The sequence below is a fragment of the Mycobacterium sp. Marseille-P9652 genome (assembly GCF_902652685.1).
In the GTDB taxonomy this organism is placed as follows: Bacteria; Actinomycetota; Actinomycetes; order Mycobacteriales; family Mycobacteriaceae; genus Mycobacterium.
The window spans coordinates 47,157-73,429 of sequence record NZ_CACRUY010000024.1 but is presented as its reverse complement, the minus strand read 5'-3'; the positions used below and the strand labels follow the sequence as shown (position 1 = coordinate 73,429).

The window sequence follows — 26,273 nt, the reverse complement described above, 5'->3', positions numbered from 1 at the left end:
ATCGAGGACGAAGAAGCCCAGATGCGCCAAGGGCACCCCGATCGGACTGCGGGTCGTGTCCGCATCGGTGGGACCGAGCTCACGCACCGACGCATGCACCGTCGTCTCCGTTGTCCCATACAGATTCAGCACGCGCGGGCTGTCCGGATGACGACCCCACCAGTTCTGCAGCCGGCCGGGGTCCACCGCTTCGCCGGCCAACAACACGACCTCAACCGCCAACCGTTCCGCCGCCAAACCGTCCGCGCTTTGCAATGCAGAAAACGCCGACGGCGTCTGGCTCAGGACGGTGACGCCTTCGGCGACCAGCAGGGCGTGGAAGTCCTCGGGCGAGCGCGCCACCGACTCGGGCACCACCACCAGCCGGCCCCCGCTGAGGAGCGCCCCGAACATCTCGCACACCGACACGTCGAACGCCAGCGAATGCCACTGCGACCACACCCCCGCCGCCGGCACCTGCCCCCGCAGCGACTCCAACAGCGCCACCACGTTGCCATGCGTGATGCCGACGCCTTTGGGCACCCCCGTGGTGCCCGAGGTGTAGATCACGTAGGCGAGGTCATCGGCAGCCGGCGGGGATACCCCCACGCCCGCAACGCCGTTGGCGATGGCGTCATCGATGTCGACCACCGGCACACCGCGCTCACCAAGGCGATCGGCGAACGCCGCGGTGGTCACCACCGCGACCGGCGCGGCGTCACCGAGCATGAACCCGACCCGCTCGGCCGGCAGGCCCGGATCGATCGGCACGTACCCCGCACCGGTCTTGAGCACCCCCACGATCGCCGCGATCGCCTCTGCGGAACGCGACAGCAGCACCGCGACCAGGCTTCCCGCCCCGGCCCCGTATCCGCGCAACACGGCCGCGACCCGTTCGCCGGCCTCATCGAGCTCGCGATAGGTCAGCGCGTGGCCACCACAGCTGACCGCCACCGCATTCGGCGTGCGCGCCACCTGCCCCGCCCACAATTCCGGAATCGACAACGGCGGGGGCCCGATCCGGCTCAAACCCGCCCGGTTGGTCCAGCCGTCCAGACGGGTCCGTTCATCGGCGTCGAGCACCTCCACCGTCGACACCGGGGCTTCCGGGTGCGCCGTCATCCCGGCCAACACCCGCTCCAACCGGCACACCAACGCCTCGATGCTCTCGGCATCGAAGACATCGGTGCGGAATTCGACCGCGCCGCCGATGCCGTCCGGCTCACCGGATTCCGTCCAGCGCTCGTACAGGGAGAAGGTGAGATCCATTCGGGCGGAATGGGTGTCGACGGGAAGCGGGGTCGCCCGGACGTCGCCGAAGGCCAACCCGGCGGCAGGGTCGCCGCCGTGGCCGGCGAAGTTCTGCCACGCCAGCAGCACCTGGACCAGGGGGTGATGGGTGAGGGATCGGGTGGGGCTCAGGCGTTCCACCAGCAGCTCGAAGGGCACGTCCTGGTGGTCGTAGGCGGCGAGGCTGCGTTGTCGCACCTGCGCGAGCAGTTCGGCGAAGGTCGGGTCGCCCGTCAGGTCGACCCGCAGCACCAGGGTGTTGACGAAGAAACCCACCAGGGGATCGAGCGCCGGATCCCCGCGACCGGCGATCGGGAAACCCACCGCCACGTCGGTGCCGCCGCCGAGGCCACACAGCAGTGCGGCGAGCGCGGTCTGGACGACCATGAAGGCCGTCGCGTTGTGCTCCCGGGCGACGTCGCGCACCCGTTGCTGCAACGCCGCCGGCCAATCCACGGCCACAGTGGCTCCGACGTGGTCGGCGACCTGCGGGTAGGGGCGATCGGTGGGCAGCGCCAAGCGCTCGGGCAGCCCGGCGAGGGCCCGCTCCCAGTAGGCCAGCTGGGCGTTGAGGGGGCTGTCGGGGTCGGCGGGGTCGCCGAGAATCTCTTGCTGCCAGAGCGTGTAATCGACGTATTGCACGGGCAATTCGGCCCAGGCGGGGCGGCGGCCCGCGCTCCGGTCGGTGTAGGCGGCACCCAGGTCACGCGCCAGCGGCGCGACCGACCAGCCGTCCGCGGCGATGTGGTGCACCACGGCCACCAGCACGTGTTCGTCGTCATCGATCCGGAACAGCTTTGCGCGGAAGGGGATTTCGCGAGCCAGGTCGAAGCTGTGCCGCGTCGTCTCCCCGATGGCCTCGGTCAGGCGAGCCGCCGGCCATGCGGTCGCGTCCACGACCTGCCAACCGAAGTCGGCCCGATCGGCCGGGAGCACCAGCTGGCGCGGCGTCCCGTCGGGGGCGGCGAACCGGGTGCGCAGGGTTTCGTGCCGGGTCACCACGTCGACGAGCGCGGAACCCAGCGCGCCGGGATCGAGGCGGCCGCTCAGACGGAGCGCCACGGCCATGTTGTAAACCGGTGATGGGCCGTGCAATTGGTCGAGGAACCACAGCCGGCCCTGGGCGAAGGACAGCGGGACGACGGCGGGCCGCTCGATCGGCAGCAACGGCCGCCGCCGGGAGGCGTCCCCGGTGACGCACGCCGCCAGCCGCGCGACCGTCGGCGCGTCGAACAGTGCGCGCACGGCGAGGCCGGCGTCCAGGGCGGTGTTGATCGCGGCGATCACGCGCATCGCGGAGAGGGAATCGCCGCCCAGGTCGAAGAAGGAGTCGTCGGCCCCCACCCGGTCTAGCCCGAGCACCCGGGCGTAGATGCCGGCGACGATCTCCTCGGTGGGCCCGGCCGGGGCGCGGTAACTTTCCGCTGCGCGGTAGTCGGGCGCCGGCAGGGCGCGGATGTCGATCTTGCCGTTGACCGTGAGCGGCAGCGCCTGCAGGCCCACCACTGCCGCCGGCACCATGTAGGCCGGCAGCCGCTCGGCGAGTGCGGCGCGCGCCCGGGCGGGGTCGGCGGTTCCGGTGACATACCCCACCAGGCGCTTGTCACCGGGGCGGTCCTCGCGGGCGATGACCACCGCCTGCTCCACCCCGGGCAGCCCGGCCAACTCCGCGCGCACCTCGCCGAGTTCGATGCGGTGCCCGCGGATCTTGACCTGCTCGTCGGCGCGGCCGAGGTACTCCAATTGCCCGTCGCGCCGCCAGCGCACCAGGTCACCGGTGCGGTACATCCGGGTTCCCCGACCGCCGAACGGGCAGGCCACGAACCGCGCGGCGCTCAGCGCCGGCCGGCGCCAATACCCCACCGCCGCACCATGACCCGCGACGTAAAGTTCACCCACCATGCCGGCGGGCACCGGCCGCAGCCACCGGTCCAGGACGAACAACGCCGCCCCGGGCACCGGCGACCCGATCGGCGGCACACCCGAACCCGGCGTCAGCACCGCGCTCATCGAGGCGTACACCGTGGTCTCGGTGGGACCGTAGGCGTTGACCATCACGCGCGCCGGCGCCCACCGATCCACCACCTCGGCCGGGCAGGCCTCCCCGGCCACGACGAGGGCCGCGGAGTCGACGCGTTCGGGGGAGAGCATCGCCACGGCGCCCGGGGTCTGGCTGAGGACGCTGACGCGCTCGGTCGCCAGCAGGTGGTGCAGGTCGTCGGGTGAGGCGGCCACCTCCTCGGGGACGACGACCAGCCGCCCGCCGCCGAGCAGCGCGCCCCAGATCTCCCAGACCGAGAAGTCGAACGCCAGCGAGTGGCAGTTGGTCCACACGCCCGGCCCGGGCTGCAGGCGCGCGCGCAGCGACTCCACCAGTTGGGTGACGTTGCGGTGGGTGACGGCGACTCCCTTGGGCACGCCCGTGGTGCCCGAGGTGTAGATGAAGTACGCGATGTCATCGGCATTCGGGCCGGCCGGGCCGTCCGCCTCCGGCAGGGGCCCCGACGGCTCACCGTTCGCGGGATCGTTCACGTCGACCACCCGGAGGTGGCGCCCGTCCAGGCGGGAGCGCAGGGCCGCCGTGGTGATCGCGGCGACCGGCGCGACGTCGGCGAGCATGAAGTCGAGCCGCGCGTCGGGCTGCGCCGGGTCGATCGGGAGGTAGGCCGCCCCGGTCTTGAGCACCGCCAGGATCGCCACGATCGCGTCGGCGGACCGCGGAAGCAGCAGGGCCACAGCGGTTCCCGGGCAGGCCCCGTGACGGGCCAGCCGGCGCGCGAGCCGGTTGGCGGCCTCGTCGAGCCCACGATAGGTCAGCGAGTGGCCCGCGAAGGTGAGCGCCGGCGCGTCGGGTGTCCGCGCGACCTGGGCGGCCCAGAGCGCGGGAATCGGCGCGGCGGCCGGGGCGGGGCGGGTCAGCACCGCCGCGTTGCCCCAGCCCTTCAGGCCGGCGTGCTCGTCGGCGTCGAGCACGTCGATGGACAGCAACCGGCGGGTGGGGTCGGCCCTCATGACCGGGGCTCCGGTTCGCCGGTCATGGCCGCCAGCACCCGCCGGAATCGCCCGATCAGCGTTTCGACGGTCTCCGCGTCGAACACGTCGGTGTCGAATTCGACGCGCAGGCCCAGTGCGGGTCCGGGGAGCGCGCGAATGGTCAGGGGGTAGTGGGTGTAGTCGCGGCTGCTGATGTCGGTGATGGCCAGACCCTGGGCGCCCGCCGGCATGGCGTCCAGGGGATAGTTCTCGTACACGAAGAGGGTGTCGAAAAGCTGTGAGTGGCCGGTGATCCGGTGGATGTCGCGCAGCGAGAGGTGCTGGTGCTCGAGCGTGCGGTGGTGGGCGGTGTGCAACTGGTCGAGCAGGTCCGCGGTGGTCGTTTCCGGGGTGACGGTCGCGCGCACCGGGACGGTGTTGATGCACAACCCCACCATCGACTCGGCGCCGGCCACCTCGGGTGGGCGTCCCGAGACCGGGGCGCCGAAGGCGACGTCGCGCTGGCCGGTCAGCCACATCAGCAGTTGCGCGAAGGCGGCTTGGAGCACGACGTTGACGGTGGTGTGGCAGGTGCGGGCCAGTTCCCCGATCGCCGCGGTCGAGTCGACCGGGATGCTGAACGACAGCACGCCGCGCGGCCCCGCGGTCGGGCTGCCCGGCGGCCCGACCAGGGTGGGGGTGTCGAAGCCGGACAACACCTCAGCCCAGGCCGCCTCGGCCGCGGCCAGATCCCGATCGGCAAGCCACGCAACGAATCTGCGATACGGGACCGCCGGGGGCAGCGGCTGCCCGAGGTAGCCGGCGAAGATCTCGCGCAGCAGGATCGGCATCGACCAGCCGTCGACGACGATGTGGTGGTTGGTGAACACGACCCGGTGCCGGTCGTCGCCGAGGCGAAGCAGCGCAACCCGGAAGGCCGGCTGGCCGGCGAGGTCGGACACCGCCGCCCGCTCGGCCGCGCACACCCGCTCGATCTCGTCGTCGGGACGCTCGCCGTCGAGTTCGACATACCGCCACGCCGGCGCGGGGTCGGCGGGGAGCACCTGCACCGGCTCGTCGAACTGCGTGCAGAAGCGGGCGACCAGGTTCGGATGCCGGGCCACCACGGCGTGCACCGCCTCGCGGAGGCGTTGCGGCTCAAGGGGACCCGTGACGGTGAATTCCAGCTGCACCGCATAGACATCGTCATCGCCGTGGGCGGCGCCGGTGTGGAAGAGCAGGCCTTGCTGGACTGGGGTGAGCGGCAGGATGTCGGCGACCCGGTATCGGCCCTGCAACTCGTCGATCTCCCGCTGGCTCAGCCGCGCGGGCGCGATGTCGGAGGGCGTCAGCCCGCCGCCGCCGGATCCCACATGCCGGCAGATGCCGGTCAGCGCCTCGAACCAGAGTTGGTTGACCCGCGCCACCGCCGCGTCGTCGAGCGCCGAGGGCGCCCACGTCCAGTTGGCCTGCAGGCGAGGGCCGGCCCTGCCGTCCTCGCCGCTCAGCGTCACGGCGTTGACCTCGACCGTGTGCGTCATCGGCAGGGGAATGGCCGCGGCCGGCGGTGCCCCGGGGCTCACCCGCCACACGTCGCCCGAACGCTCATGGGCCGGAGCACCAACGCGGCCAAGGTAATTGAAGGCGATCGCCGGGTCCGGACCGGCCAGGTCGACGTCGTCGTTCAGGTATCGGAGCACACCATACGTCAGGGGCTCCGGCAGGGCACGAAGCTGTTCCTTCGCGTCCCGGACCGCCGCTCCCAGCGCCGCGTCACCGGCCACCACCTGCGCCCACCGCAGACCGCCGATCGCCAGCGCGACGGGGTATTTCGTGGTGAACCAGCCGACGGTGTGGGACAGGTCGAGGTCGGGCGCCAGCTCCTCGTGGCGGCCGTGGCCCTCGACGTCTATGCCTATCGGTGCGCCGCCGGTGCCGAGATGTTCGGTCCACGCCAGGGCGAACGCGATCAGCAGGATGTCCTGCACGCCGGCGTTGAATGCCGCCGGCACCGCGCCGAGCAGCGTCCGGGTGGTCTCGGCGTCCAGCTCCACCGACATGCGCCCGGCGGCGTCGAACGTGTCCGCACCCGGCGCCGGCAGCGCGACCGGGACCGCCGCCCGCCGCCACGCCCCGGCCTGGCTCACGACGTCCGGGCGGCGCGCGTACTCGGCCAGCAGCGACGCCCATCGGGCGAACGAGGTCCCGGCCGCCGGCAAGGCGACGGGCCGCCCGGTCCGGTGCTGGGCCCACGCAACGTTCAAATCCTGCAACAAAATCCGCCACGACACCCCGTCGACGGCCAGGTGGTGGATCAGGACCGCCAGCTGGCCGGTGTCGGCGACCCACAGCGCGCTCAGCATGACCCCGGCGGCCGGGCTCAGGCGGGAGCGGGCCTTCGCCAGCGCCTCGCCAGACAGCACGTCGACCGACTGCAGGCAGCCGCCCGCGTTCACCGAACCCGGTTCAGGCACCCGTGCCGACCAGCCCGCCGCGTGCTCCTCCACCCGCAACCGCAGCATGGCGTGCCGATCCAGCAGGGCCTGCAGCAGGACGAGCACGTCCGCCTCGGTGACGCCGGCGGGGGCCTGCACCACCACCGCCTGATGGAACTGCTCGATCGGACCGGCGATGCTGCCCAGCCCTTGCAACCAGTGCATGATCGGCGTGCTCATCACGGGGCCGAGACCCTCGTCGACCACGGCGGCCGCACCCTCGGCGATCCCGGCGACGCGGGCCACCCCGGCGACGGTCTGCTCGACGAAGATGTCGCGGGGACGGCAGGTCACCCCGGCCGCCCGGGCCCGCGCCACGACCTGCATCGACAGGATGCTGTCACCGCCGAGGTCGAAGAACGACTCGTCCACGCCGACCCGCTCGAGGCCCAGCACCTGGGCGTAGATGCCGGCCAAGACCTCCTCGACGGCGTTGCCGGGAGCGCGGTAGTGCTCGTCGTCCTGGTACTCCGGCTGGGGCAGCGCCGCGCGGTCGAGCTTGCCGGACGTGGTAAGCGGGAACTCGTCGAGCACCACGATGTGCGGCATCATGTAGTCGGGCAGCCTCGCGCCGAGCCGCTGCCGCACCGCGCTGACCGTGGCGCTGGCGTGCGGGTCATTCGCGTGGGTGGCGCGGTGGTGCGGCAGGTAGACGTCGGTGAGGGAGGCGTCGCCGCCCGGAGCGATGAAAACCGCGTCGAGAGTTCCGGTTTCGGCGCCCCAGGTCACTGCGGCCCGGTATCCGGTGGTCTCGGCGAGGCGGTGCAGTTGCTCGGGTGTGGCGGCCTGCAATGTGTCGTCCGGCGGGAGTCCGCGTTCGGCCCAGACGTCGGCGATCAGCCCGGAGCGTGGGATGCCGGTGACGCGCACCGCATCCGGGCGGGCGTGTGTCAACTTCGAGCGCAGCCCGCCGATTCCGGCGCAGTCGGTCCACTCCCAGCTCGGCGCGGCGCTCGGCGACCGCACGGGTGCGGGCGTCTTGTGGACGACGACGTCGTAGCGGTAGCGGTTGAGTTCGTTCTCGGCCAGCCCGCGTTTGACCTCGACACCGACGCCGGCCACCGACGGGTGCGTTGCGGCCCACGCGGTGAAAAACTCGGGCGCCAACAGCAATTCGGTCTCGCTGACCATGGCGCGCCGTACCCGCCGGCGGATCTCCGCGGCGTCGGCGGCGCCGTCGCCGCGGGCCAGCGCGATCGCCGTGTGGAACGCGGCGTGCAGGCTGTGGTTGCGGACGTCTCCGATGAACAGCGCGCCGCCGGGGGCCAGCAGCCGCAGGGCGTTGTCGACCACCTCGGTCAGGTATCCGGCATTGGGAAAGTACTGGACGATGGAGTTGAGGATGATGGTGTCGAAGTGGTTGTGTGGCAATCCGGTCGTGACGTGGGCGGGTCGGGCGAGCAGTTCGACGCGCTCGCGCCAGTCGACCTGCAGGCGCTCCAGCGAGCGGGCCAGGTTGTCGACGGCCACCGCCGAAAGGTCGGTCGCGACGTAGTGTTCGCACCGCGGGGCGATCTGGGACAGCAGCAGGCCGGCGCCCACGCCGATCTCGAGCACGCGCCGCGGCCGCAGGGACATGATGCGGTCGACCGTGGCGGAGCGCCACTCCCGCATGTCCTCGAGGGGGATCGGTTCGCCGGTGTAGCTGCTGTCCCAGCCGCGGAAGTCGTTGCCGAACAACGCCTTTTCTGCGTCGGCGCCGTACAGTTCGTCGTACAGGTCCCGCCACTGTCCGACGATCTCGGCGTCGTGTGCGGCGTCCCGATCGTTCGTGTGCGCGAGGGTGAGGTAGGCGACGAGGTTGGCGCCCCCGTTGGCGCCGCGGTGCACGGTGGCGACGGCCTGGTCGACCTGCGGGCAGTCCAGCAGCGCGCTCTCGATTTCGCCGAGTTCGATGCGGTAGCCGCGGAGCTTGATTTGGTCGTCGGCGCGTCCGACGTAGTCGAGTTGTCCGTGGCGGTCCCAGCGCACCAGGTCCCCGGTCCGGTACATCCGCGCGCCGGGCCCGGCGAACGGGCACGCCACAAACCGTGCCGCGCTCAACCCCGGCCGGCGCCAATACCCCACGCCGAGGGCCGGACCGGCGACATACAACTCCCCCACCACCCCCGCCGGCACCGGACGCAGCCAGCCGTCGAGCACAAAAAATCCCAGGTGCGCCAACGGACGCCCCACCGGACTGGACGGGCAATCGGCGTCGGCGGCGCCGATCTCGCGCACCGACGCGTGCACCGTCGTCTCGGTCGTCCCATACAGGTTCAGCAGCCGCGGCATCGCCGGATGGCGCTGTAGCCAGGTGCGCAGCCGGCGCGGCTCCAACGCCTCGCCGGCGATGAGCACCACCTCGACGTCGAGCCCCGCAACTGGGGCCAGCCCGTCAGCGGTTTGCAGCGCGTAGAACGCCGACGGCGTCTGACTGAGCACGGTGACGCCTTCGGTGACCAGCAGGGCGTGGAAGTCCTCCGGGGAGCGCCCCACCGACTCGGGCACCACCACCAGCCGGCCCCCGGTCAACAACGCCCCGAACATCTCACACACCGACACATCAAAGGCCAGGGAATGCCACAACGACCACACCCCCGCCGCCGGCACATGTCCCCGCAGCGACTCGAACAGCGCCACCACGTTGCCATGCGTCATGCCAACACCTTTGGGCAGACCCGTGGTGCCCGAGGTATAGATCACATAGGCGAGGTCTTCGGCGTCCGCGGCGGGCAAAGCCGTGGCCGCAGCGCCATTCGCGATGGCGTCGTCGACATCGACCACGCTGACGCCGCACCCGGCCAACCGACCCGCCAGCGCCGCCGTGCTCACCACCGCCACCGGCGCGGCGTCGGCGAGAAGGAACTCCAGCCGCGCCGACGGCACCGCCGGGTCGATCGGCACGTACGCCGCCCCGGTTCGCAGCACACCGACGATCGCCGCGATCGCCTCGATCGACCGCGACATCACCACCGCCACCGTGGATCCCGGCCCCGCTCCGCATCCGGCCACGACCCGCGCCACCCGAGCCGCCGCCTCGTCGAGCTCGCGATAACTCACCGACCGGGCCCCGCACGTCACCGCCACCGCATCGGGCGTGCGCGCCACCTGCTCGGCGAACAACGCCGGAAGGGACACCCCCACCGGCGCCGACCCGGCCAGCCCCGCGCGGTTACCCCAGCGGTCCAGCCGCGCACGCTCACCGGCGTCGAGCACCTGCACCGACGACACCCGTCCCTCCGGCTGCGCCGCCATCGCCGCCAACACACGCTCGAACCGGTCACCCAGCTCCGCAACGCTTTCCGGGTCGAAGACGTCGGTGTCGTACTCGAAGCGCAGGCCCAGCTCGTCGCCCGGCAGGGCCTGGATCGTCAGGGGGTAGTGGTTGTAGTCGTGCCGGGTGATCTCGGCGACGGCCAGCTCCTGGGCACCGGGCGGCAGGGGGTCGAGCGGGTAGTTCTGGAAGACGAAGAGGGTGTCGAAAAGCCGGTCGAGTCCGGCGGTGCGGTGGATGTCCCGCAGCGCGAGGTGCTCGTGCTCGAGCGTCCGGTTGTGGCTGTCACGCAGCTGATCGATCAGCTCCGCGATCGTCGTGTCCGCCGTGACAATCGCCCGCACGGGCACCGTGTTGATGAACAGGCCGACCATGGTCTCGGCGCCGGCGATCTCGGGCGGCCGCCCCGAGACCGTGGTGCCGAAGGTGACGTCGTGCCGGCCGGTCAACAGGCACAGCAGCTGGGCGTAGGCGGCCCGCAGCACCACGTTGACGGTGGTGTGACGGGTACGCGCCAGCGCGCGCACCCCGCGCGTGGTGCCGGCGGGTAGGTGGAACAGCGTGGCGCCGCGGGGGCCGCGGCCGATCGGGTCCGGGGGGCCCACCAGCGTGGGGCTCTCGAGGCCCGCCAAGACGGTGCGCCACGCCGAGCGCGCCGCGTCGAGGTCCCGATCAGCAAGCCACGCAACGAATCTGCGATAGGGCACCGGCGCGGGCAGGCGGTGCCCGTGGTAGGCGGCGAAGATCTCCCGCAGCACGACCGGCATGGACCAGCCGTCGACCACGATGTGGTGGTTGGTCAGCACGAAGCGATGGCGTTTGTCGGCGAGGCGAATCAGGGCGGCCCGGAATGGCGCCTCGCCGGACAGGCCGCAGGCGGCGGCGCGTTCGGCGGCGCACAGCCGCCGGATGTCCCCCTCGGATGCTCCCGATCCGGCGTCGACGTACCGCCACGCCGGCGTGGGATCGGCGGGGATCACCTGCACCGGCTCGTCCACATCGCCGACGAACCGGGCCACCAGGTTCGGGTGCCGGGCGACCACGGCGCACACCGCATCCCGCAGACGGACGGCGTCGAGGGGTCCGGTCACGGCGAAATCCAGTTGGACGGCGTAGAAGTCCTCGCCCCCCGCGGCGTCGGCGTGGAAGAGGAGTCCCTGCTGCACGGGCGTCAGCGGCAGGACGTCCGCGAGCGCGAAGCGCGCCTGAAGTTCGTCGATCTGCCGCTGGCTCAGACGCGCGGGAAGGATGTCGGAGGGCGTCAGCCCGCCGCCGCCGCGGTCGACGTGCGCGCAGATTCCGGCCAGGGCGTCGAACCACAACTGCCCGATCCGGGTGACCTGCTCGCGGTCGAGGACCGATGGGGCCCAGATCCAGTCGGCGCGCAGGCTGGGTCCGGCGCCGGCGTCGACTGTGACGGCGTTGACCTCCACCGTGTGTGCCAGCGGCATGGGCAGCCCCGCGTTCCCGTCGACGAATCGCTCGATGCGCCAGCCGCTTTCGCTTTCGCCGGGCGCGCTCACGCGACCCAGGTAGTTGAAGCCGATCGCCGGGTCGCACTCGGGCAGGTCGACGTCGGAGTTGAGGTAGCGCAGCAGGCCGTAGGTCAGCCCGTCGGGGAGGGCACGAAGCTGTTCCTTGAGGTTCTTGACCGCGGCCCCGAGCGCCGCGTCGCCGGCCACCACGTCTGCCCAGGCCACCTCGCCGACCGCCGGCGCCACCGGGTATTTCGCGGTGAACCAGCCGACGGTGCGCGACAGGTCCACGTCGGGGGCCAGATCCTCCTGTCGGCCATGGCTTTCGACGTCGATGCCGATCGGCGCGCCGGTGCCCAGGAATTCGGCCCACGCCAGCGCGAACGCGATCAGCAGAATGTCGTGCACGCCGGCGTGGAAGGCCGCCGGCACGGGACCGAGGAGGCGCCGGGTGGTGTCGGTGTCCAGGGCCATCGACAGGCGTCCGGCGGTGGCCAGCGTGTCCCCGCCCGCGCGCGCGGCCGGCAGGGCGGCTGGGACGGCCGCCACCCGACCCCACGTGTCCGCGAGGTCGACGACCTCCGGCGCCCGGGCGTGCTCGGCCAGCAGCGACGCCCAGCGGCGAAACGACGTCCCGACCGGTGGCAGCGCGACGGGGCGGTCTTCGCAGAGCTGACACCACGCAATAGCCAACTCTCCCAACAGGATCCGCCAGGACACGCCGTCGACGGCCAGGTGGTGGACGATCATCGCCAGCCGGCCCGTGTCGGAGGCCCAGAGGGCGCTGAGCATCCGCCCGGCGGCCGGGTCCAACCGCGATCGGGCCAGCCGCAGCGCCTCCTCGGACAACGCGTCCACCGGGCGCAGACAGTCGGACGCGGCCACCGAGCCGGGCTCGTTCGCCCGCGCGCCCTCGCCGTCGAACCGCAACCGCAGCATGGGGTGCCGGTCCAGCAGGGCCTGCAGCACGGCCTGCACGTCGGCGACCGTGGCGTCCGCCGGCGCCTGCAGCACCACGGTCTGGTTGAACTGCCCGGTCGGCCCGCCGATCCCCCGCAGCCAGCGCATGATCGGCGTGGGCGCGACGTCGCCGACGCCATCGTCGGGCGGCGCGGCCGGGCCGTCGCTCACCGCGGCGACCCGCGCGAGCCCCGCGACGGTCTGTTCGACGAAGATGTCGCGCGGGCGGATTGTCACGCCGGCCGCCCGGGCGCGCGCCACCACCTGCATGGCCAGGATGCTGTCGCCGCCGAGATCGAAGAACGAATCCTCGGTGCTCACGCTGTCGAGCCCGAGGACCTCGCCGTAGATGTCGGCCAGGATCCGTTCGACGGGGGTGGTCGGGGCGAGGTAGCCATCCGTGCCGCCATACTCGGGCGCCGGCAGGGCCCGCGCGTCGAGCTTGCCGTTCACGGTGAGCGGCAACGTCTTCAGCGCGATCACGGCGGCGGGCACCGCATAGGACGGCAGCCGCTCGGCGAGCGCCGCGCGCGCCGAGGCCGGGTCCGCCGTGCCGGTGACGTACCCCACCAGGCGCCGATCACCGGGCCTGTCCTCGCGGGCGACCACGGCCGCGCCGTCCACCCCGGGCAGGGCGGCGAGCGCGGCCCTGACCTCCCCGAGCTCGACGCGATAGCCGCGGATCTTGACCTGCTCGTCGGCGCGACCGAGGTAGTCGAGCTGCCCGTCCGAGCGCCAGCGCACCAGATCGCCGGTGCGATACATCCGGGCGCCGGGCGCGCCGAACGGGCACGCGACGAACCGTGCCGCGGTCAATCCGGCCCGGCGCCAATAGCCCACGCCCACACCGCGACCCGCGACGTACAGCTCCCCCGCCACACCGGGCGGCACCGGCCGCAGCAACCCGTCGAGCACGAACAGCGCCGCCCCGCGCACGGGTGAGCCGATCGGCGGGGCACCCGAACCGGGTGCGAGCGGGGCGCTCATCGACGCGTACACCGTCGCCTCGGTCGGGCCGTAGGCATTGATCACCACCCGCCCCTGCGCCCACCGGTCGACGATCTCGGCGGGGCAGGCCTCGCCGGCGACGACGAGGGCGGCCGACTCCAGGCCCTGCGGCGGGAGAACCGCGACGGCGGAGGGCGTTTGGCTCAGGACGTCCACCCGCTCGGCGGCCAGCAGGTCGTGGAAGTCGTCGGGCGACGCGGCCACCGACTCGGGCACGATCACCAGGCGCCCGCCGGCGAGCAGCGTTCCCCAGATCTCCCAGACCGAGACGTCGAAGGCGTACGAGTGCCACTGGGCGGCGGCGAATGACGCGTCCCGGTACGGACTTTCGAAGAATCCGTCGGCGTCGAAGAGCTGCGTGACGTTGTGGTGGGCGATGGCCACGCCCTTGGGGGTTCCGGTGGTGCCCGAGGTGTAGATCAGGTAGGCGACGTCGTCGGCCGGCGGCGGGGGCAGCGGCGTGCACGGGTAGGCGGCGGTGCGCGGGTCGCCGGCGTCGATGACAGGGAGACCGGACAGCCGGTCGGCCAGTTCGGCGGTGGTGACCGCCGCCACCGGCGCGGCATCGGCGAGCATGAAATCGATACGCGCCGAGGGCAGCGCCGGGTCGATCGGCAGGTACGCCGCCCCGGTCTTGAGCACCGCGGCCATCGCCACGATCGCCTCGGCGCAGCGCGGAAAAAGCAGGGCCACAACGGCTCCCGGGACGGCACTCGCTTCGGCCAGCCGGTGCGCCAGCCGGGACGACGCCTCGTCCAGGTCTCGGTACGTCATCCCCGCGCCCGCGCAGGTGAGCGCCACCGCGTCGGGGGTGCGGGCGACCTGGGCGGCCCAGGCCGACGGAATCGACACCGGCGGCAGCGCGGGACGCGTCAGCACGGACCGATTCCCCGACGCGGCCACGGCCACGCGCTCCTCGTCGTCGAGCAGGTCGACGGACGACATCCGCCGGGCGGGATCGGCGGTCATGGCGGCCAGCACCCTGTGCAGCCGGCCGATCAGCGTCTCGACGGACCCCTCGTCGTAGACGTCGGTGCGGAATTCGACGGTGCCGGCGATCCCGGCGGGCTCACCGGTGTCGGTCCAGCGCTCGGCGAGGGAGAAGGTGAGGTCCATGCGCGCCGTGTTGGTGTCGACCGGAACCGGCGTGACGCGCACGTCACCCAACGAGAGGTCGGCCGGAATGTTGTTCTGCCAGGCCAGCATCACCTGGATCAGGGGGTGGTGGCCGAGCGACCGGGGTGGGTTGAGCCGCTCGACCAGCACCTCGAAGGGCACCTGCTGGTGGTCGTAGGCGGCCAGGCTGCGCTGCCGCACCTGGGCGAGCAGCTCGGTACAGGTGGGGTCGCCGGCGAGGTCGGCCCGCAGCACCAGGGTGTTGACGAAGAAGCCGACGAGGCCGTCGAGCGCGGAGTCGCCGCGCGCGGCGATGGGAAACCCGACCGCGACGTCGGTGCTGCCACTCAGGCCGGACAGCAGCACCGCGAGCGCCGTCTGGACCACCATGAAGCTCGTCGCGTTGTGTTCCCGCGCGACGTCGCGCACGCGTCGCTGCAGCGCCGCCGGCCAGTCCACGACCACCTTGGCGCCGCGATGGTCGGCGACGGGCGGGTACGGGCGGTCGGTGGGCAGGTGCAGACGCTCGGGCAGCCCGGCCAGTGCGCGTTCCCAATACGCCAGCTGGGCGCCGATGGGGCTGTGGGGGTCGTCGAGCTCACCCAGCCGCGAGCGCTGCCACAGCGTGTAATCGGCATACTGCAGCGGCAATTGGGTCCAGGCCGGCGCCCGCCCCGCGCTGCGCGCGGCGTAGGCCTCGCCGAGATCGCGGGCCAGCGGGGCGACCGACCAGCCGTCGGCGGCGATGTGGTGCAGCACGATCGCCAGGACGTGGTCGCTCTCGGCGGTGCGGAAAAGCGCCGCGCGAAGCGGGATTTCGGCCGTCAGGTCGAAGGGGCGGCGAGCCTCGGCGCCGATGGCCTCCTCCAGCCGGTGCCCCGACCAGGTCGTGGCATCGACGAGTTCCCAGCCGAGGCCGGCGTGATCGGCGGCCAGGATCACCTGCCGCGGGGGCCCGCCCGCCGCCGACACGACCGTGCGCAGCGTTTCGTGGCGGCCGACCACGTCGGCCAGCGCCGCACGCAGCGCGTGGGTGTCGAGCCGCCCCCGCAGGCGCAGCGCGACGGCCATGTTGTACACCGCTGAGGGACCGTGCAATTGGTCGAGGAACCACAGCCGGCTCTGCGCGTACGACAGCGGGATGACAGCGGGCCGCTCGACGGCGACCGGCGGGGCGGTGCAGTCCGATCCGCGGCCGATCCGCGGCGCCAGCTCGACGATCGTTGGCGCGTCGAACAGGGTGCCCACCGCCAGGTTCGCGTCCAGGGCCCCGTTGACCGCGGCGACCACCCGCATGGCCGACAACGAATCCCCGCCCAGGTCGAAGAACGACTCCTCGATGCCCACCCGCTCGACGCCGAGGACCCACGCGTAGATGCCGGCCAGGATCTCCTCGATTGGGTCGGCCGGGGCGGTGTAGCGGCCGGCGGGGACGTACTCCGGTGCCGGCAGGGCCCGAACGTCGAGCTTGCCGTTGACGGTGAGCGGCAGCGCGTCGAGGGCGACGACGGCCGACGGAACCAGGTACGAGGGCAGTCGCCCGGCCAGCGCGCCGCGCACCGCGGCCGGATCCGCGGTGCCGGTCACATAACCGACCAGGCGCCGGTCACCGGGGCGGTCCTCGCGGGCGACCACCGCGGCCTGCGCGACACCCTCGACCGCCGCCAGCGCCGCCCGCACCTCGGCGAGCTCGACGCGGTACCCGCGGATCTTCACCTGCTCGTCGCCGCGACCGACGTACTCGAGCTGACCGTCCGGGCGCCAGCGCACCAGGTCGCCAGTGCGGTACATGCGCGAACCGAACCCACCGAACGGACACGCCACGAACCGCGACGACGTCAGCCCGGGCCGGCGCCAATATCCCACGCCCACACCGAGACCCGCGATGTACAGCTCGCCCACCACGTCGGGGGGCACCGGCCGCAACCAGCCGTCGAGCACGAACAGCGCCGCCCCGCCGACCGGCGAGCCGATGGGCGCCGCGCCGGAACCCGGGCGCAGCGGCGCACTGAGCGTCACGTAGATGGTGGTCTCGGTCGGTCCGTAGGCGTTGATCACCTCGCGGCCCCGGGCCCACCGGTCGACCACCTCGGCGGGGCAGGCCTCCCCGCCCATGAGGACGGTCGCCCCTTCCAGGCCCGCGGTGGGCAACGCCATTGCGGCGGAGGGGGTCTGGGTGAGCACGGTGACGTTCTGGGCGATCAGCAGGTCGTGGAAGTCGGTCGGCGAGCCCGACACGGACTCCGGCACGACGACCAGGCGTCCCCCGCGCAGCAGAGCGCCCCAGATCTCCCACACGGAGAAGTCGAACGCGTAGGAGTGCCATTGCGACCAAACTCCCTGCGCACCAACGTCGGACGACATGACGAGCCGAGTGAGGTTCTGGTGGGTGATCGCGACGCCCTTGGGCGTGCCGGTGGTCCCGGAGGTGTAGATCAGGTAGGCGATGTCGTCGGCGGCCGGTGCCGGTGGCGGGGTGGGAGGGCACTGCGCCAGCCGCGGGTCGCCGACGTCGATCACCGGCAGGCCGTGCAGCCGCCCGGCCAGTTCCGCGGTAGTGATGGCAGCGACGGGCCCGGCGTCGCCGACCATGAAGTCGAGGCGGTCGGCGGGCAGTCCGGGGTCCAAGGGCAGGTAGGCGGCGCCGGTCTTGAGCACCGCCAGGATCGCGATGACGGCGTGCGCCGAACGCCGGAGCAGCAGCGCCACGCGGTCTCCGGCCCCGACGCCGTGACCGGACAGCAAGTGTGCCAACCGGTTTGACGCCTCGTCGACCTCGCGATAGGTCCACGACGAACCCACATGGGTCACCGCCGGCGCGTCCGGCGCCCGGGCGACCTGCGCCGCCCACGCCGCCGGGATCGACAGGCCGGGCGGTGCGGGACGGGTAAGCATCGCCCGCCGGCCCCACTCGTCGAGCCGCGCGCGTTCGGCGCCGACCAGCAGCTCGGTCGCCGACACCCGTCGTCCCGGGTCTTCGGTGACCGCCGTCAACAGCGCTTCCAGCCGATCGATCAGCGCCTCGATGCGGGTGATGTCGTATACGTCGGTGCGGAATTCGACCGTGCCGCCGATGCCCGCCGGCTCGCCGTCGTCGGTGAAGCGCTCAGTCAGGAAGATGGCGAGGTCCATGCGGGCGGTGCGGCTGCTGATCGGGACGGGCGTGGTTTTCAGCTCGCCGAGCGCCAGTCCGGCCGCGGGGTCGTCGTAGGAGAAGCCGAAGTTCTGCCAGGCCAGCATCACCTGGATGAGGGGGTGATGGGTCCGCGAACGGGGCGGGTTGAGCCGGTCGACAAGCGCCTCGAAGGGCACGTCCTGGTGCTCGTAGGCGGCGACGCTGCGCCCGCGAACCTGCGCGAGCAGCTCGGCGAAGGTGGGATCGTCGGACAGATCGGCACGCAGGATCAAGGTGTTGACGAAGAAACCCACCAGCCCCTCGAGCGCGCGGTCGCCCCTTCCGGCGATCGGAAAGCCAACGGCCACATCGGTGCTGCCGCTCAGCCGGGACAGCAGGACGGTCAGCGCGGCTTGGACCACCATGAAGGCGGTCGCGTTGTGCTCGTGGGCGACCGAGCGCACGCGCCGCTGCAGCTCCGCCGGCCACTGCACGGTGACGGTGTCGCCGCGGTGGTCGGCGATCGGCGGGTAGGGGCGGTCGGTGGGCAGCTGCAGGCGCTCGGGCATCCCGGCCAGCTCGTTCGCCCAGTACTCCACCTGTGCGGCCAGCGGGCTGGAACGGTCGGCCGGGTCACCGAGGTTGTGCCGTTGCCACAGCGTGTAATCGATGTACTGCAGCGGCAATCGGACCCACCCCGGCGGCCGGCCGGCGCTGCGGCCCAGATAGGCCGCACCGAGGTCGGCCGCCAGCACACCGATCGACCAGCCGTCCCCCGCGATGTGGTGCAGCGTGATCACCAGGATGTGATCCTGGTCGCCGGTACGCAAAAGCGTTGTGCGGATCGGCAGTTCGGCGGCCAGGTCGAAGCCGTGGCGGCTGGCCTCCTCGACGGCCTCGGTGATCCGGCCCGCCGGGAGGCCGGTCGCATCGACGAACCGCCAAGCGGATGACGCTTTTTCGGGTGGGAGGACGACCTGCCGCGGTATCCCGTCGACGGCCGGGAACACGGTGCGCAGGATCTCGTGGCGGCCCACGACGTCGGCGATGGCCGCCTCGAGCGCGTCGGCGTCGAGTGGTCCGCTGATCCGCATCGCGACGGACCTGTTGTAGACCGGCGAGGCGCCCTGCAGCTGGTCGATGAACCACAGCCGGCTTTGCGCGTACGACAACGGGATCACCGGCGGGCGCTCGACGGCGGCCAACGGCCTGATTCCGCCGGCGTCGCCCCCGATGCGCGACGCCAGCTGGGTGCCGGTGGGCGCGTTGAAGATGGCGCCCACCTTGAGATCGGCGTTCAGGGCGGCGTTGACAACGCCGACCGCCCGCATCGCCGACAGGGAATCGCCGCCGAGGTCGAAGAACGACTCGTCGACGCCTACCCGTTCCAGGCCCAGCACCTCGGCGAAGACGCCGGCGACGGCGCGCTCCAGCGCCGTTCGGCGATGGTCGTCGTTCACGAAGTGTCGCTTATGAATCGGGCGCCGAGTCGCGCGCCAGCCGCTCGCGCAGGCTCTTCGGCCTGATGTCGGTCCAGTTCTGTTCGACGTAGTCCAGGCACTCGGCCCGGCTCGCTTCGCCGAACGCCACCCGCCAGCCGGCCGGGACATCAGCAAACACGGGCCAGAGGCTGTGCTGCTCCTCGTCGTTGACCAGGACGAAGAAGCGGCCGTTGTCGTCGTCGAACGGATTGGTTGTCACTCGTTCTCCTCAACACCCAGCGGCGACGGGCTACGAACCGGATCCGGCGGGGCGGAACCATCCACGAGGCGAATGGCCAACCCCCGATCCGCAATCGGCGACGCCAACTTAGCACCTAATTTGTTCGTTTTGTGGACTAACCAGCAAACGTGGATCCGGCGTCCCCATCGTCGCGGCCAGCGGGCGGCGTTGTTCACGTCGGCTTCCTTCCTCGTCGCGCGTGCGGTGCAAGTCGACACCGACCGTGCCGCTACCGCTCCCAACCTTTCGGGGCCGGGGCCGGCCGCGGCGGCCGATCGCACATAGGTTGCGGCACAGCGCATGCCGCATCTTCGCGGATTTCTTGCGGAATTCTTGCGAAAGGAGCGGCCGGGACTAGCCGCGACGAGTCACTGCGGGTGCGTGGACAGGTAGTCGGCCACCGGGATCGGTGAGGTGGCGGCGTAGCCGATGGGCAACAGGACGTCGCCGGCGGTGGTGGAGCAATAGACGTCCCACCGGTAGTAGCCGGCGAACGCGGCGGGGTCGGACGCGATCAGCGCGGCGTACTGGTTGACCGCATTCACGTAGTTGCGCGAGTGGTTGTACCCGTAGATCGCGCGGTCGTGGTCGCCGGCGAAACCGTTGGCGGCCAGGTAGCGGCCGGCCGCCATGATGCTGTCGCGGGGCGAATTGATGTCGCCGCCCTGGCCGTAGGAGGCGAACGTTCCCGGCAGGAATTGCATGGGGCCCTGCGCCCCCGCGGTGCTGACGCCGACGATGCTGCCGAAGCGGGTCTCGACCAGATTGATGGCGGCCAGGTAGTTCCAGCCGACACCGGACTCCGCCTCCGCCTGGTGGTAGTCGCCCATCAGCTCGTCGACAGGGGCCGGGGGCTCGATGCGCCACGCGGGCAGGGTGCTTCGTGGCTGCGTCATTGCGTCGAGCTGCCGACGGGCGTCGACGTTGCGGTCGTAGACGTCGGTGAGCGACGCGGGTATTCGCGGTCGGGTGGTCGCGTCCCAGACGGGGTGGCGCCCGATGGCACGGTAGGCCGCCTGCTGGCGGTGCGCGGCGGCCACCAGCGCCCCCTCCCCCGTCGCCGGGTCGCGCAAGGCGAGCTCGTCGGCGACAAGGTCGTCGGCGAGCTGCACGGGATCCGACGCGAGCCGGGGTTGCGCGCCACCGGGGGCGCTCGCATCGGCGGGCACCGCCTTGGTCAGGGGCGCGGCGGGGGCCGTCGCCGGGCTTGTGGGTCCCGGCTTGGCGGCGTGCGGTGTCGACTGCGCGCAGCCGGCGACGGCCAAGAGGACCGCGGCCAGGGCCAGCGACGCTGCGGCTGTCCGGTTACGACTCACGGCATTCTCTTCGATCGAGTGGCTGAGGCCCGTCGGGCCATGCAGCAAGTCTGTCCTACCGCGCCGCGTGACATCAATGCGGTCCCGGCCCCAAACGCGAGACGGCGGTTGAGGCCGGGACCAGATCAGACCTACGATCCGACAACGGTATCTGCCTTCGGCACGCAATAAGTGCCGTCGCGGCGTCAATCCCGGAATCACACCCGGGTTAGTTCAGTTAATAGCATTAATGACCGACGTCCGCCAAAAATTCGTCCGGCGCGCGCGCCACTACTCCATCAAACGTTTCAATGGCGATTGTTATCAAAGCGATAGACGCTACGCCTGTTCACCTACCGATCCGGAGACAATGCTGTTACCACCAAGGGAATACCGCGTGATGCGAAGGTTCTCCGTTTGATTTCTCGGAGGTACGGCCGTGCGACACCTGCGCTTGACCATTGTCAGTCTCTTCGGTGGCGCTGCGATCATATTGCCCGTGGCGCCGCGCGCTGCCGCCGCAAGCTCCACCCTCGAAGCCTCATCCATGGTCGTGTCGCCGGCGAGCGCCGGGCGGGTAATTGCCGATCCCAGTGCGACTAATGGATACGCACTCGCGCTGAACCATAGTTCATCGGCATCGACGAATCTGTCATTGCCGGTGCCGGCAGCCATCAACGTGGTGATCCGCGCGAAAGAGCAACCGTGTGAGGAGCCGCCAACCATGACCGTCTTGATCGACGGGAAGGCCATCTCGACGACCACCGTCTCAGCGCCCTCATGGAGCAGCTACCCGACAGCCGCCACGATCAATGCAGGCGCACACACTTTGAGCATTGCGTCGACGAACGCCCAGCAGTCGTTGTGCGGCCCCCTGTTCCTGGACACGGTCGCAGTAGTGGCTGGTACCTCCGGGACTGGGCCAACCGGGACTCCGGTGACGATCACGGCGGCTTCGACGACCTGGTACCACGTCGTCCCGACCACGTATGCGTATCAGCCTGCGGGCAGCTATTGGTGGGCCTATAACCTCGGAGTCCAGAATCCGCCCGGGCCTCAGTGGGTTCAGTATTATCCCAACAATTTCCCCAACTACACGACCTGCGGGTGGACCAACTCCTCAGCCGTCGGTGCATTTCCAGAGCTCGTCTATGGCATTCAAGGGCCGAACGACGATCCCAATGGAACCTCGATGGGTCCTCTCGGGACAGCGGGGTTGCCCCCGTGGGTCAACACCCCTCTGAGATCACTCAGGCACATAAATTTTCAGTGGAATTTGACGGCCAATGCCGACGCAGCAGCCAACAATAATTTCGATATCCTGACCGAAACGTGGCTGGGGCCTGTTGGCGGCATGGGCAACGAGACGGCGTTTATTCTCAAACGCCCTGCGGGCTGGTGGCCACAAACCGCTTACCAGCATCCCGTCGGTGGTGTCAGCTATATCTTTATCCCAAACGCTATGGGCGCAGGATCTTTGGCCATCATGCCGGCTTCGGTTTACAACGGGAGTGGCGCATTGGCCAGCGGAAGTGTCGACTTGTTGCCGATACTCAGCTACGCGGCCAAGCAGGGTTGGACATCAATGAGTTATGTGCTGAAGGGATGGGAATTCGGCTGTGAGTACACAACCGGCAGTGGCAGCGTCACCTGGAACAACATCAATTTCACAGTAAGCTAGCGCCTGGCTACCAACTGCCGAGGACGAGAGCCTCAACCGGCAATGCCAACTCACAGGTCGTGGAATAGCCTGCAGGCCAGCAACCGTCACACGATGACGTGCGCCAGGGATGCGGGGCACCCGCAGAGGCAGCCAAGAAGGTGCTCTGAACAGCCAAGTCTTGTGGTGGCAGGTACAGGATTCGAACCTGTGAAGCTTTCGCGACGGATTTACAGTCCGCTCCCATTGGCCGCTCGGGCAACCTGCCGCCAGACAGGTTACAACGAGCGGGTAGACAAAGCACAAACGGCCATCACGCACCGAAGGGACCGATCGCATGGCGGACTCGTCGTTCGACATCGTCAGCAAAGTGGACCGGCAGGAGGTCGACAACGCGCTCAACCAGGCAGCCAAGGAGCTGGCCACGCGTTTTGACTTCCGCGGCACCGACACGTCGATCGCGTGGAAGGGCGACGAGGCCATCGAGCTGGTCTCGTCGACCGAGGAGCGCGTGAAGGCGGCCGTCGACGTCTTCAAGGAGAAGCTGATCCGCCGCGACATCTCGATGAAGGCGTTCGACGCGGGCGAGCCGCAGGCGTCGGGCAAGACGTACAAGGTCAGCGGCACCCTCAAGCAGGGCATCACTGGCGAGAACGCCAAGAAGATCACCAAGCTCATCCGCGACGACGGCCCGAAGGGCGTCAAGACGCAGATCCAGGGCGACGAGATCAGGGTCAGCAGCAAGAAGCGTGACGACTTGCAGGCCGTGATCGCGATGCTGAAGCAGGCCGACCTGGACGTGGCGCTGCAGTTCGTCAACTACCGGTAAGCGAGGTTCACGATGACGGTGACTCCCCAGGGGACCGACGACTTCGACGTCATCATCGTCGGGGCCGGCATCTCCGGCATCGACGCGGCCTATCGCATCACCGAGCGCAACCCGAACATGACCTACGTCATCCTCGAACGGCGCGCGCGCATCGGCGGGACGTGGGACCTGTTCCGCTACCCCGGAGTGCGCTCGGACAGCAGCATCTTCACGCTGAGCTTCCCGTTCGAGCCCTGGACGCGCCGGGAGGGCGTCGCCGACGGCGAGCACATCCGCGAGTACCTGACCGCGACCGCCCACAAGTACGGCATCGACCGCCACATCCGCTTCAACAGCCACGTCCGTTCCTCGGACTGGGACTCCTCCACCGACACGTGGACGGTCACGGTCGAGCAGGACGGCGCCCCCAGGCGGTACCGCGGCCGGTTCGTGTTCTTCGGCAGCGGCTACTACGACTACGACCAGGGCTACACGCCGGATTTCCCGGGCATCGAGGGGTTCGAGGGCACGGTCGTGCACCCGCAGCACTGGCCCGAGGACCTCGACTACACCGGCAAGAACGTGGTGGTGATCGGCAGCGGCGCCACCGCCGTGACCCTGCTGCCGTCGCTGTCGGAGCGGGCGGCCAAGGTGACCATGCTGCAGCGCTCGCCGACCTACCTGATCTCATCGTCCCGCTACGGCAAGGTCGCCGCGGTCGCGCGTAAGGTGTTGCCCCGCAAGCCGGCTCATCTCGTGGTCCGGATGTACAGCGCGCTGGCCGAGGCGACGTTCTTCGCGCTGTCCCGCAAGGCGCCGCGCTTCGTCAAGTGGCTGCTGCGGCGGATCGCGATCAGCAACCTGCCCCCGGGCTACGACGTCGACGTCCACTTCAAGCCGCGGTACAACCCCTGGGATCAGCGGATGTGCCTGATCCCCGACGCCGACCTGTACAACGCGATCCGCGCCGGCCGCGCCGACGTGGTCACCGACCAGATCGACCACTTCGACGCCACCGGGATCGCGCTGACGTCCGGCGGGCACCTCGACGCCGACGTCGTCGTCACCGCGACCGGCCTGCAGCTGCAGGCGCTGGGCGGGGTCGCGATCAGCCTGGACGGTGAGGAGATCAACCCCCGCGACCGCTTCGTCTACAAGGCGCACATGCTCGACGGCGTGCCCAACCTGTTCTGGTGCGTCGGCTACACCAACGCGTCCTGGACGCTGCGGGCCGACATCACCGCGCGCGCCACCGCGAAGTTGTTGGCGCACATGGCCGCTCACGGCTACACGCACGCCTACCCGCATCTCGGGGACGAGCCGATGGACGAGAAGCCGTCCTGGGACATCAACGCCGGCTACGTGCTGCGCAACCTGCACGCGCTGCCCAAGTCGGGAACCAAGCGGCCGTGGAACGTCAGGCAGAACTACCTCGCGGACGCCCTCGACTACCGCTTCGACCGGGTCGAGGAGGCGATGGTGTTCGGCCGCGCGGCCGACCGGGCGCCGCTCGCGGGCTGACCGTCAGCGGGCCGCGTCGGCCTCGACGACCGCCGCGATGCGCTTCCCGCAGTTCGGGCAGAAGCTTTCGGCGGGCTGGTGTTCGGCCCCGCAGGCCGAGCAGTAATGGGGAGGGGTCACCGGTTTCGGCGCGGGGGCCACGCCGATGAGCCGCGCGGCACCCAATTTGATTCCCCGCCGGGGGCGTACGGCGCCACCGCCGGGACTTCCCGAAACAAGCTTCAGGCCCGAGCCTTTCGCCCCGCCGCGCCGGTGTCGATCGGCTCGCAGCACGAGGAACGTCAGGCCGGCGCCGGCGGCGAGCACGAGCCCGACGCTGGCCGCGAGGTACCACCACAGGATTGCGCCGCCGAACGCCGACGCGTCACCGTACTGCTGGCGCAGGTTGACGGCGCTGGTCTTGAGGTCCAGCAGCCCCGGGTAGTCGGGTGACATCGCGAGCGTCTGGTCGAAGTCCTCGATCGCCTCGGTGTAGTGCCCGGAGTAGTAGTGCGCCAGCCCTTTGCGGTAGAACGCGTCGGCGGGGCCGAGCATCGGCTTGACGCCCTTGCTCGCCAGGATCGCCGCGAGGCCGTCGGCCGGCGAGACGAAGTTGAAGGCCTGCGGTTCGCCGATCGGCGCGAAGCTGTTGACACCGATCACCTTGCCGTCGAGCTGGATGGCGGGGCCACCGCTCATGCCCTCGGAGACCGCGGCGTCGATCTCGTACTCGGGAGACGGGCCCATGGTCGACTTCTTGCTGACCTTGCCGCTCTTGTTCGTCGGGTCAAGCGAGGGGCCGGTGACGTTGCGGGTGCTCTCCGGATAACCGACGGCCAGGATCGGGGTTCCGATGCTCACGTCGGAATCGGCGGCCAACTCGGACGACGGCAGGTTGTGCTTGTCGATCTTGAGCAACGCGACGTCGCCCTTGCCGAGGGGCCGGAAGTCCACGACGCCGGCGGGCACCTTGCCCGCGATGTTCACCCCGCTGCCGTACATCAGGGTGAGGCCGATCTCCGGGCCCCTGTCCGCGCTGTCGCCGTACACCCGCGCGTTCTTCCGCAGCCAGTCCAGCGCCGACGCCGGGTCGTGCGACTCGGGCGCGTCCGGGTACTGGCTCATGTACTCCGCGGCGGCCCGTTTGAGGATGAGCACCTTGGCGCTTTCCGGGTCGACGCAGTGACCCGCCGTCGCCACCCAGCCGTCGGGGTTGACGACGAACGCGGTGCAGGCCCACGTCGCGATGAACGGCATGTTGGTGCCCTGCCCGAACTGCGAGAGGATCTGGCCGTTCGGCAGCCGGACCCCGCCGTAGCCCTGCCCACCGAGGTACATCACGGCGGGGCGGATCATGGCCGCCGCCCGCTCCTCCGGGTTCACCCGCGGGTAGCCGTTGTTGGCCGACGCGATGCCCGGTGCCCCCACCAGCATCGCCAGAACGGCCGCCGACATCACTGCCAACGCCCGGCCGCAACCAGCGCGTTTAGGCATGATTCCTCCTCTACCGGATCTTCTCCCGACGATCCGCCCCGGCGCCCGGCGCGGGTAGGGCACGAAGTCCCCCGGCGTGAGGTCATAAGGTTGGAGAACACGCGCCGCGCGAGTGCGTGAACTGCTT

General features: G+C 70.7%; 6 protein-coding genes, 1 tRNA gene and 1 pseudogene. 3 read left to right on the top strand and 5 right to left on the bottom strand.

Annotation, left to right across the window (positions count from 1 at the left end):
• The 3 genes and pseudogenes from GPY60_RS14535 to GPY60_RS14525 all read right to left on the bottom strand — a co-directional run.
• A pseudogene (locus GPY60_RS14535) lies at positions 1 to 19,106 on the bottom strand (amino acid adenylation domain-containing protein); the annotation flags it as partial.
• Between the two features lie 31 nt (positions 19,107 to 19,137).
• Entirely contained in the window at positions 19,138 to 19,368 is a 231-nt protein-coding gene (locus GPY60_RS14530; protein WP_156688369.1) for an MbtH family protein, read from the bottom strand.
• 389 nt (positions 19,369 to 19,757) lie between these two features.
• Positions 19,758 to 20,705, bottom strand: coding sequence for a lytic transglycosylase domain-containing protein (locus tag GPY60_RS14525; RefSeq protein ID WP_156688368.1), 948 nt, complete (start codon positions 20,703 to 20,705; stop codon positions 19,758 to 19,760).
• 418 nt (positions 20,706 to 21,123) lie between these two features.
• Here GPY60_RS14525 and GPY60_RS14520 point away from each other — a divergent pair, with 418 nt between their 5' ends.
• Positions 21,124 to 22,365, top strand: a complete 1,242-nt coding sequence (locus GPY60_RS14520; protein WP_156688367.1) for a carbohydrate-binding domain-containing protein — start codon at positions 21,124 to 21,126, stop codon at positions 22,363 to 22,365.
• Between the two features lie 163 nt (positions 22,366 to 22,528).
• Here GPY60_RS14520 and GPY60_RS14515 read toward each other — a convergent pair.
• A tRNA-Tyr gene (locus GPY60_RS14515) sits at positions 22,529 to 22,612 on the bottom strand.
• A 69-nt stretch (positions 22,613 to 22,681) separates the two neighbouring features.
• On the opposite strand from GPY60_RS14515, the gene GPY60_RS14510 reads away from it, so the two are divergent.
• On the top strand, positions 22,682 to 23,173 hold the full coding sequence (locus GPY60_RS14510; RefSeq protein WP_156688366.1) for a YajQ family cyclic di-GMP-binding protein: 492 nt from the start codon (positions 22,682 to 22,684) through the stop codon (positions 23,171 to 23,173).
• A gap of 12 nt (positions 23,174 to 23,185) precedes the next feature.
• Positions 23,186 to 24,673, top strand: coding sequence for a flavin-containing monooxygenase (locus GPY60_RS14505; protein ID WP_156688365.1), 1,488 nt, complete (start codon positions 23,186 to 23,188; stop codon positions 24,671 to 24,673).
• 3 nt (positions 24,674 to 24,676) lie between these two features.
• On the opposite strand, the gene GPY60_RS14500 is transcribed toward GPY60_RS14505, so the two are convergent.
• Positions 24,677 to 26,146 carry a trypsin-like peptidase domain-containing protein gene (locus GPY60_RS14500; protein ID WP_156688364.1) on the bottom strand — a complete coding sequence of 490 codons (1,470 nt, stop codon included), beginning with the start codon at positions 26,144 to 26,146 and terminating at the stop codon, positions 24,677 to 24,679.
• Positions 26,147 to 26,273 lie beyond the last annotated feature (127 nt).